General features: G+C 70.6%; 7 protein-coding genes. All 7 read right to left on the minus strand.

Translation table 11 applies throughout. The annotated features are described in order from the left end of the window. Window positions 1–255 precede the first annotated feature (255 nt). Window positions 256–807: an adenine phosphoribosyltransferase gene (locus ACFWVP_RS26030; RefSeq protein WP_384500177.1), complete on the minus strand. Its 552-nt coding sequence runs from the start codon at window positions 805–807 to the stop codon at window positions 256–258. After that, complete coding sequence (gene secF / locus ACFWVP_RS26035; protein ID WP_384500179.1) at window positions 804–1,913, minus strand: protein translocase subunit SecF; 1,110 nt, start codon at window positions 1,911–1,913, stop codon at window positions 804–806. The genes ACFWVP_RS26030 and secF overlap by 4 nt, the downstream gene beginning before the upstream one ends. A 1-nt stretch (window position 1,914) precedes the next feature. Further along, window positions 1,915–3,663, minus strand: coding sequence for a protein translocase subunit SecD (gene secD, locus ACFWVP_RS26040; protein WP_384500181.1), 1,749 nt, complete (start codon window positions 3,661–3,663; stop codon window positions 1,915–1,917). A 148-nt stretch (window positions 3,664–3,811) separates the two neighbouring features. Continuing rightward, window positions 3,812–4,288, minus strand: a complete 477-nt coding sequence (gene yajC, locus ACFWVP_RS26045) for a preprotein translocase subunit YajC (protein WP_384500183.1) — start codon at window positions 4,286–4,288, stop codon at window positions 3,812–3,814. A gap of 165 nt (window positions 4,289–4,453) precedes the next feature. After that, entirely contained in the window at window positions 4,454–5,539 is a 1,086-nt protein-coding gene (gene ruvB / locus ACFWVP_RS26050; protein ID WP_384500185.1) for a Holliday junction branch migration DNA helicase RuvB, read from the minus strand. 80 nt (window positions 5,540–5,619) lie between these two features. Next, window positions 5,620–6,246 (minus strand): Holliday junction branch migration protein RuvA, encoded by a 627-nt coding sequence (gene ruvA, locus ACFWVP_RS26055; protein WP_384500187.1) that lies wholly within the window; start codon window positions 6,244–6,246, stop codon window positions 5,620–5,622. Further along, on the minus strand, window positions 6,243–6,776 hold the full coding sequence (gene ruvC, locus ACFWVP_RS26060; RefSeq protein WP_384500189.1) for a crossover junction endodeoxyribonuclease RuvC: 534 nt from the start codon (window positions 6,774–6,776) through the stop codon (window positions 6,243–6,245). The genes ruvA and ruvC overlap by 4 nt, the downstream gene beginning before the upstream one ends. Window positions 6,777–6,950 lie beyond the last annotated feature (174 nt).

Genomic DNA, 6,950 nt, shown 5'->3' on the forward strand with positions numbered 1-6,950 from the left:
GGGCTGCGCCTTCTCGGGCGTGACGGGGTCCGCAGCGGGCTTGTCGGGCTGCGGGGCGGCGACTGGCTGGGCCTCGTCTGGCAAGTGCGCTCCTCGTACGGATCCGGGCTACCCGGAAAGCCCATGGTATCGATCCCCCGGTCGGTCCTCGCCCGGGGACGGGTGAACCCCCGACAACACGGGACGGGCACCCGGATGTTCCCGGGTGCCCGTCCTGTGTGTCCTTACGCTGCCGCTGGTACGGCGCGGCGCAGGTCAGAGGGTGATCAGAGCCTCCAGCGGGGCGCCCCGCAGCGCTGCCTCGAGCCTGGCGCGGCCCGCGAGGAAGCCGAGCTCCATGAGGACCGATACCCCCGCGACCTGGGCACCGGCCCGCCGGATCAGCTCCAGCGAGGCCTCCGCGGTCCCGCCGGTGGCCAGGACGTCGTCGATGACCATGATCCGGTCGTCGGCGGACAGGTCCTCGGCGTGGATCTCGATCTCCGCCGTGCCGTACTCCAGCTCGTAGGCCTGACCGAGCGTCGCCCCGGGCAGCTTCCCGGCCTTGCGGACGGGTACGAAGCCGAGCCCGGCCCGGACGGCGACGGGCGCCGCCAGGATGAAGCCGCGGGCCTCGAGACCGACGATCTTGGTGGCTCCGTGCCGCACGCACAGCTCCGCGAGGGAGTCCGTGAGCGCGGTGAAGGCCACCGGGTCCGCGAGGAGCGGGGTGATGTCCTTGAACAGCACCCCGGGCTTCGGGTAGTCCGGCACGTCGCGGATGCGGCTGAGCAGGAGCTCCCGGGTGGATTCGGTGGTGCTGGTCATCGGCGGTTCCCCGGAGTCCGGCCGTGGCCCCTGGGCTGCCGGGGCTGACCGACGACGGCCCCGGCGGTCTCGGCGTCCTCGGTGAAGTCCCGCGCACGGTCGTCGCGTTCGTCCTCGACGGGCTCGCCCTTGGCGGCCGCGGCGGCCCGCTTGGCGAGGATCCGCTTCTTCAGTGCCTTTATCTGCGGCTCGCGTTCCTTGAGGTCGGCGACCAGCGGCGTGGCGATGAAGATCGAGGAGTACGCGCCGGCCGCGAGGCCGACGAAGAGCGACAGCGAGATGTCGTTGAGCATGCCCGCACCGAGCACACCGCCACCGATGAAGAGCAGACCCGCGACCGGCAGCAGCGCCACGACGGTGGTGTTGATGGAGCGCACCAGCGTGCTGTTGATGGAGCGGTTGGCGATCTCGCTGTACGTCCAACGGGTCTGCTTGGTGATCCCCTTCGAGCCCTCCTTGAGGCTGTCGAAGACGACGACCGTGTCGTAGAGGGAGTAACCGAGGATCGTCAGCAGACCGATCACGGTACCCGGGGTGACCTCGAAGCCGACGAGCGCGTAGACACCGACCGTGATGGTGATGTCGTGGATCAGCGCGATGAGGGCCGCGACGGCCATGCGCCATTCGAAGGCGATGGCCAGGTAGATCACCACGAGGATCATGAAGATACCGAGGCCCGTCCAGGCCTTGTTGGCGATCTGCTCACCCCAGCTGGGGCCGACCAGGTCCGCGTTGATCTTCGCCTCGGGGATGCCGAGCTCGTCGGAGAGCTCGGTCTTGATCTGGTCCGCCTTGGCCGTGTCGACCTCGGTGATCTGGATCCGGAGCCCGCCGTTGCCGAGCTCCTGGACGATCGCCTCGTGGCCGGAGGCCTCGGCCGCCACCTCGTGGGCCTGCGAGACCGAGATCTTGGCCTTGGTGTCGGTCGTGAAGACCGCGCCGCCCTTGAACTCGATGCCCATGTTCAGGCCGCTGACCACCACGCCGAGGATGGCGGTGATCGTGATCAGGATCGAGACGCCGTACCAGATCTTGCGCTTGCCGATGAAGTCGTAGCCGACCTCGCCTCGGTAGAGCCGGGCGCCGAGATTGCCGAGTCGCGACATCTCACGCCTCCTTCGGGTGGTCGGTGGGGGCGTTGACACGGCGCGTGCGGCGCAGCGGCGGCTTGGCACCGAGCCGCTTGGGGTCCAGACCGGACCACGCGTTGCCGCTCGCGAAGAACTTCGTACGGGCCATCAGCGTCATGACGGGCTTGGTGAAGAGGAACACCACGACCACGTCGAGCAGGGTCGTGAGACCCAGCGTGAAGGCGAAGCCCTGGACCTTGCCGACCGTGACGAGGAAGAGCACGGCCGCGGCGAGGAAGGACACGAAGTCGGAGACGAGGATGGTGCGCCGGGCCCTGGGCCAGGCGCGCTCGACGGCCGGACGGAGCGTACGGCCTTCGCGGATCTCGTCCCGGATGCGTTCGAAGTACACGATGAACGAGTCCGCCGTGATTCCGATCGCCACGATGGCACCGCAGACGGCCGGCAGGTTCAGCGCGAAGCCGATGGCCGGGCCGAGGAGCGCCATGATCGTGTAGGTCAGGATGCCGGAGGCCAGGAGGCTCAGGAGCGCGATGAACGCCAGGCCGCGGTAGTAGGCCACCAGGTAGATGACGACCAGGGCCAGTCCGATGGCACCGGCGATGAGGCCGGCCTCCAGCTGCTCGCCACCGAGGGCGGCGGTGACGGTGGTGACCGTGTCCTCGCTGAAGGACAGCGGGAGCGCACCGTAGGAGAGGACGTTGGCCAGGTCCTCGGCGGACTGCTGCGTGAAGCTGCCGGAGATCTCGGCGCTGCCGCTGAGGGTCTCGTTCACCTGGGGCGCCGAGACGACCTCGCCGTCGAGGGAGATCGCGAACTGGTTCTGCGGGGACTGCTGCGCGGACAGCTTCTTGGTGATCGTCTGGAACTTCTTGGAGCCCTTGTCGGTGAACTCCATCGAGACGAGCCAGATGCCGCGCTGCTGGTCGAACTGCGCCTTGGCGTCGTCGACGTCCGTACCGGAGACCTCGGCCGGGCCGAGGAGGTACTTGGCGTCACCTTCGGAGCTGCACGCGACCGTGGGGTCCTCGGGCTTGACGCCGTCGCCGGCCTTGGCACGGGCGGCCGGGTCGGTGCAGTCCAGCGCGGTGAACTTCTTCTCCAGCGCGGCGGTGGCCGCGTCGGGCGTCGCGGTTGCCGCGGGGGTTTCCGCCGCTCCGGAACCGCTGGGGGTGGGCGTCGCGTCCTTCTTCAGGGCGCCGGTGACCGCGCGGCCCTGGGTGGTGGCGCTCGCCGAAGGCGTGCCGTCCCCGTCGGACGCGGTGTCCGGGCTGCTCGCCTTCGCGCTGGGCGTGGCGCTCGGCTCCCCGGAACCGCTCGCGGAGGGACTCGCGGAACCGGTGGGCGTGGGCGTGCCGCCGGTGACGGTGAGGACGGGCCGGAAGTAGAGCTGAGCGGTCGTACCGACCTGTTCCCGCGCCTGCTTCGAGTTCGTCCCCTTGGGGATGTTGACGATGATGTTGGACGTGCCCTGGGTCTGAACCTCGGCCTCGGAGACACCCAGACCATTGACACGGCGTTCGATGATGCTGACCGCGGTGTTCATGTTGGTCTCGTTGATCGCCTCGGGCTTGCCGGGCTGGCTCTTCGCCTTGAGGGTGATCGACGTGCCGCCGGCCAGGTCGATACCAAGCCGGGGCGTGGTGTGACCGGACAGGAACATCCCGCCGGTGAGCGCGACCATGGCAATGAGGATCAGAGCCAGGGCACGGCCCGGCTTGCTCTGTCCACCGGAAGATCCCCGGCCCTTCTTCGGTGCTGCCACCTTTTTGCTTCTCCCTGTCCAACCGCCCCGCGCCGGGTACACGCCCGAGCGGCCATGAAGTGTAGTGGGGACCCGCCCCCGCAGAGGACCTCACGGCCCATGAGACGCCGGACCCCTACGGGTGTCCGGCGTCTCATGGATCGTGGAACTACTTGGCGTCGCTCTCGCCGTCGGCCTTGGCGTCCTTGGCCTCGGCGTCCTTCGGCTCGGCGTCGCCCTCGGCCTTCTTGCCCAGGTCGATCTTCGCGACGGCCGTGTCGTCGTCCTTGTCCGCGGCCTCGCCGGCGGTGAGCGAGGAGGCGTCGTCGGGCACGAGCGCGCCGTCGACCTTCAGGTCCTCGTCGTCACCGTGGACGATGCGGTTGTACTCCGCGTCGTCCAGGACGGCGCCGATGGAGTTCTTGGCATAGACGGCGTGGACGCCGGGCGCGATCTCGAGGAGAACCGTGTCTTCCTGAATCTCCTTGACGGTGGCGTACATGCCCCCGATCGTGCGGACGCCGGTGCCCGGCTGCATGTCGTTGCGCATCTGCGCAGCCGCCTGCTGCTTCTTCTTGGCGGACCGGGTCATCAGGAACATGGCCCCGATGAGCACGATGAAGGGGAGGAGGGTCACGAGACTCACGGGACGGAACTTCCTTCGCACGACCGCGCTGACATGCGGCCTGGTCTACGGGGGTGGGTACACCGACCTGTACGGGCGGCATCGGCGGAGTCTAAGCGAGTCCGCATCATTGGAACAACGCCCAGCATGGCACCGTGGTTCCCCTCGACGCCAACCTGTGACGCGTCACGCCCCGAACAGGCCCTGTTGTCCCTTTGCGCCGTGCTGCGGCGGTACGAGGCCGAGGTGCGCCCAGGCCGCGGGTGTGGCGACCCGGCCGCGCGGTGTCCTGGCGAGCAGTCCTTCCCGTACGAGGAAGGGCTCGGCGACCTCCTCGACCGTCTCGCGCTCCTCCCCCACCGCCACCGCGAGGGTGGACAGGCCGACGGGGCCGCCGCCGAAGAGCTTCAGCAGGGCGCCCAGCACCGCGCGGTCCAGGCGGTCCAGCCCGCGGGCGTCGACCTCGTACACCCGCAGGGCGGCGGCGGCGATGTCCCGGTCGATCCGTCCCTCGGCCTTGACCTGGGCGTAGTCCCGGACGCGGCGCAGCAGCCGGTTGGCGATACGGGGCGTGCCGCGGGAACGCCCGGCGATCTCGGCGGCACCCTCGGTGTCTATGGCCACGTCCAGGAGGCCGGCGGAGCGGTGGATGACACGCTCCAGCTCGGTGGGGGCGTAGAACTCCATGTGTCCGGTGAAGCCGAAGCGGTCGCGCAGCGGGGGCGGCAGGAGCCCGGCCCTGGTGGTGGCGCCGACCAGGGTGAACGGCGGCAGTTCCAGCGGGATGGCCGTGGCGCCGGGACCCTTGCCGACGATCACGTCGACGCGGAAGTCCTCCATGGCCATGTAGAGCATTTCCTCGGCGGGCCGTGACATGCGGTGGATCTCGTCGAGGAAGAGGACCTCGCCCTCCTGGAGGGAGGAGAGGATCGCGGCGAGGTCTCCGGCGTGCTGGATGGCCGGGCCGGAGGTGATCCTGATCGGCGCGTTCATCTCGGCCGCGATGATCATGGAGAGGGTGGTCTTGCCGAGGCCGGGGGCGCCGGAGAGCAGGACGTGGTCGGCCGTGGCGCCACGGGCCCGCGCCGCCTTGAGCACCAGGTCGAGCTGTTCGCGCACCTTCTCCTGGCCGACGAACTCGTGGAGGTCCTTCGGGCGCAGGGCGGCCTCGACGGCCGTGTCCTCGCCGTCGGCGCCGGCGGCGACCAGCCGGTCCTCCAGCAGCTCGTCAGCGAGGTCGCCCGTGTCGGCTCCGGTGTCGTCCCAGTTCATCTCGTCAGTCCCGCCTCGGGTGTTTCGGTGCCGGGCCGTGCGGTGCTCCGGCCGGCGTACGGGGCGTCGTGCCCCTGCGGTCAGCGTGCGCGGTTGAGGGTCTGCAGGGCGGCGCGCAGCAGCTGCGGCACGGGCGGCTGTGCGCCGCCGGCGATCGCGGCCTCGGCCTGCGGTGCCACGGCGGTCACCGCCTCGTCGGCCTCGCGTGTCGCGTAGCCGAGGCCGATCAGGGCGGCCTGCAGCTGGTCGCGCCAGGAGGAGCTGACCGCGGTGCCGATGCCCTGCTGCCCGATGTGCGCCCCGACCGGCTCGCCGAGCCGGTCCCTGAGCTCCAGGAGGAGCTTCTGGGCGCCCTTCTTGCCGATGCCGGAGACGGCCATGAGTGCCTTCTCGTCGCCGGTGGCGACGGCGATGCGCAGGGCGTCCGGGCTGTGGGTGGCGAGCATCGCCTGGGCGAGCCGGGGCCCGACGCCGCTGGCGGTCTGGAGGAGCTCGAAGACCTGCCGCTCGTCGTCGTCGGCGAAGCCGTAGAGGGTGAGCGAGTCCTCCCGGACGACGAGGGAGGTGGCCAGCTTGGCCTCCTGGCCGATCCGCAGGCCCGCCAGTGTGCCGGGGGCGCACTGGACGGCCATCCCGATCCCGCCGACCTCGATCACGGCCGCGGTCGGAGCGAGGGCGGCCACCGGGCCGGAGACGAAGGCGATCATGCGGTACGGCCTTTCAGCGTGCGGTGGGCGGCGACGGCCTGCTGCAGACGGTTCTGCGCGGGTGCGCGCCAGATGTGGCAGATGGCGAGGGCGAGGGCGTCGGCGGCGTCGGCCGGTCGGGGCGGCGCGTCGAGCCGCAGGAGCCGGGTCACCATGGCGCCGACCTGTGCCTTGTCGGCGCGCCCCGAGCCGGTGACGGCGGCCTTGACCTCGCTGGGGGTGTGCAGGGCGACCGGGATACCGCGACGGGACGCGCAGAGCATGGCGACCGCGCTGGCCTGGGCGGTGCCCATCACCGTACGGACGTTGTGCTGGGCGAACACCCTTTCCACGGCGACGAATTCGGGACGGTGCTCGTCGAGCCACTCCTCGATGCCCCGCTCGATGGCGACGAGCCGGTGGCCGAGCTCCGCGTCGGACGGGGTGCGCACGACGCCGACGCCGACCATGGTCAGCGGCCGGCCCGCGACTCCCTCGACGACTCCGACACCGCACCGGGTCAGCCCCGGGTCCACACCCAACACCCGCATGAATGGGCCCCCCTCCGCCGCTCGGTCATCTGTTCCCGCAGGCTATCGGCTACCGCTGACAATGCGGCGGGGGCCCCGGGGGGGTTGCCCGCCGGCCCCCCGCGGGGCGGGCGTGGCCGCCCGCGGGGGCGGTGGCAAAATACTCCATGGGGCGCGCGCAGGTGGGGGCGAAAG

Source organism: Streptomyces sp. NPDC058637 (genome assembly GCF_042717325.1).
Classification (GTDB): Bacteria; Actinomycetota; Actinomycetes; order Streptomycetales; family Streptomycetaceae; genus Streptomyces.

What these genes read in the sequence shown, in the direction of transcription:
- ruvC (WP_384500189.1), bottom strand. Translation starts at nt 6,776, where the DNA reads ATGCGGGTGTTGGGTGTGGACCCGGGGCTGACCCGGTGCGGTGTCGGA.
- secF (WP_384500179.1), bottom strand. Translation starts at nt 1,913, where the DNA reads ATGTCGCGACTCGGCAATCTCGGCGCCCGGCTCTACCGAGGCGAGGTC.
- ruvB (WP_384500185.1), bottom strand. Translation starts at nt 5,539, where the DNA reads ATGAACTGGGACGACACCGGAGCCGACACGGGCGACCTCGCTGACGAG.
- ruvA (WP_384500187.1), bottom strand. Translation starts at nt 6,246, where the DNA reads ATGATCGCCTTCGTCTCCGGCCCGGTGGCCGCCCTCGCTCCGACCGCG.
- ACFWVP_RS26030 (WP_384500177.1), bottom strand. Translation starts at nt 807, where the DNA reads ATGACCAGCACCACCGAATCCACCCGGGAGCTCCTGCTCAGCCGCATC.